The 2,296-nt window shown below is 31.7% G+C and carries 4 protein-coding genes; all 4 read left to right on the top strand.

Going from position 1 to position 2,296, the window contains the following annotated elements; all coding sequences use genetic code 11:
* Positions 1-139: 139 nt before the first annotated feature.
* The gene (locus BLV64_RS14430; RefSeq protein ID WP_092136773.1) at positions 140-376 is read left to right on the top strand and encodes a hypothetical protein; all 237 of its coding nucleotides are present in this window, start codon (positions 140-142) and stop codon (positions 374-376) included.
* An 83-nt stretch (positions 377-459) separates the two neighbouring features.
* Positions 460-837 (top strand): hypothetical protein, encoded by a 378-nt coding sequence (locus BLV64_RS14425; RefSeq protein ID WP_092136771.1) that lies wholly within the window; start codon positions 460-462, stop codon positions 835-837.
* Positions 838-1,142: 305 nt separating this feature from the next.
* The gene (locus tag BLV64_RS14420; protein ID WP_092136769.1) at positions 1,143-1,472 is read left to right on the top strand and encodes a PAAR domain-containing protein; all 330 of its coding nucleotides are present in this window, start codon (positions 1,143-1,145) and stop codon (positions 1,470-1,472) included.
* A 45-nt stretch (positions 1,473-1,517) separates the two neighbouring features.
* On the top strand, positions 1,518-2,296 hold a 779-nt coding region (locus tag BLV64_RS14415), incomplete at its 3' end, for a hypothetical protein (protein WP_218138677.1).

Here is a 2,296-nt window from a genome sequence, read left to right as displayed (position 1 = left end):
AGACATTCCTTTTTAGGGAACAAAACTATCAAAGAATTTGAATTAGATATGTATAATCATGAACTAGCAGCTTAGTCATTCAACTAATTGTCCAGGTTTTTGTTGCTAGTCCATACCGGATGCACATGACCAAGAAATAATGGGTGAAAATTCAAATGCAGACCAATTATCAATTGAGCAATTGGTAAATGAACTTCGAATTGTACGCCAATCAACACTAATGATGTTTGAATCTTTTAATAAAAAAATACTGAAAACAAACTGCAAATTTTTTGAATATGAAATGCCTCTTTACGCCATTGGTCTGACAATAACGGCACATCAAATTCATCACCTTAACATTCTAGAAGAAAGGTATGTGCCACTAGATAAATAAAGGACGGGTCATTTTTATTACATCCTCATTATACATGTGTTGTAAGGCCGATAGTACTAATAAAATATAAAATTAAATAAAAGATGAGTCAATCAGCAATAAGTGTTTTTATTTACGGTATCTATCTGGCGTTTATTGGATTAATGCTCTTATTTGTTCCAAATGTGTTACTTAACTTATTTGATATAGAGTCTACTAGTGAAGTTTGGATTAGATTTGAAGGCGTTTTATTACTATCAACTGCTGTCTACTATTTCATTGGTGCCAAATATGAGCTTATTGTGATCTTAAAGACAATAGCTTTTATTCGATTTACAGTAATTGTTTTCTTTACTGCATTTGTGTTGCTAGAATTAGTGCCTCCGAGAATAATAATAATCTCTGTAATAGACTTTTTAGGGGGCGCTTGGACCTACTTAATGTTAAAAAAAGAAGGGCATTTTGCAAGAAATAAAAAATAAACTATCTAGACATTAAATTGAAGATATATTTTCAATTTCCAACAAACTACCGTGGGAAAAAGTAAATTATATCACATGAACTTCTCACTAAAACACTTCAAAGAGTATAGCTAATGATTAATTATGTTTTGGCTATTTCCAATGTTAAGAAAGAGTGTGATTTTTTGCAGTAAAGGTTGAAAACTGTTGTTTATCAAGTGATTAAATTTAATAATATAGTATATTAGATGACATAGAGTTCGTTTTACTCAATTTGCTTACTCAAGAGGTTGAATGGAACAAAAACAAACTGAAAAGCAAAGGATATGTCAGGAAAACCGGCAGTAACTATAGGGAGCAACCATACTTGCTTAATGTGTAGCGGTACAATACCACATGTTGGAGGACCTGTTATTCAGGGGTCTCCAAATGTTTTTATAAATGGGAAATCTGTTGCAAGAATGGGAGATATGTGTACTTGTGTTGGTCCACCAGATGTCATTGCTACTGGAAATGCAACAGTTTTAATTAACGGAATACCCATAGCAACAGTTGGAGATATGACTGCTCATGGTGGAGTTCTTGTTTCTGGAGAAAACAACGTAATTATTGGAAGTAATACTCCTGAGCCTCTAAAAGCATTAATGCTAAGGTAATTCATCATCCAAATCATATTTATTAATAGTTTAGAAAAAGCATTAATGAATGTTATAAAAAAAGTTATGCAATTTATTATTCATGGTGTAGCAATGGGTATTAGAGAATCGCAAAACTTACAAAAATCAGACACCAACCCAACGCATACGCAAATTGCAAAAGACGATATGGAAAATCCTTTGCATTTATTAGCAGGTAATCTTGCCCGTATAGCAGTGGCAGATATTGGAAAACAATTTACCCAAGCAAAATTAGGAAGAACTTCAGAAATTGAAGTTATAGATTTAGCAAAAGAATACTTATCGCATCCTGCTGATGTTAATTGGATGGATGTTACTACCATGAAATGGGCAAGTACTTATATTGGTAGTATTAATAACGCAGAAAACAAAGGCTTTTTAGAAGCTTTTCAGAAAAAGCATCATGAACATAAAGAAGGCTTAAATGAAAATGCGCATGAGTTTTTAGAAAAAATATCTGAAAGCATTGGAGAGTTAAAAAAATTCTACGAAAAAGCAAAGGATATGGAAAAAGATTTAGAAATATCAGACACAATAAATGAATCTATTGATTATATTAAACAAAAAATAAAATTATTAATGGCAAAACTTATAGCTTACATATTCATAATTGGGCTTCTAACTCAATGTAACGGCCAACAAATGAAAGCAAAATCAACAGGCATGAAATCGCAAATAGAAAAATTTAATAAGCAAATGCATAGACTAGAGTTTAGAGAGGAAAAATTATTTTATAATGACAAGCATGTGAAATTAGACCAAAGCATGGCATATTATGAAGCAGTTTTTGGGAAAGACTACAT

Source organism: Bizionia paragorgiae, from assembly GCF_900107625.1.
Taxonomy (GTDB): domain Bacteria; phylum Bacteroidota; class Bacteroidia; order Flavobacteriales; family Flavobacteriaceae; genus Bizionia; species Bizionia paragorgiae.
Note: the sequence above shows the minus strand (reverse complement) of the source record. Positions and strands in the feature narration are given on the sequence as shown.

Coding starts and splice junctions, on each gene's coding strand:
- BLV64_RS14430 (WP_092136773.1), top strand. CDS start 140: ATGGGTGAAAATTCAAATGCAGACCAATTATCAATTGAGCAATTGGTA.
- BLV64_RS14425 (WP_092136771.1), top strand. CDS start 460: ATGAGTCAATCAGCAATAAGTGTTTTTATTTACGGTATCTATCTGGCG.
- BLV64_RS14420 (WP_092136769.1), top strand. CDS start 1,143: ATGTCAGGAAAACCGGCAGTAACTATAGGGAGCAACCATACTTGCTTA.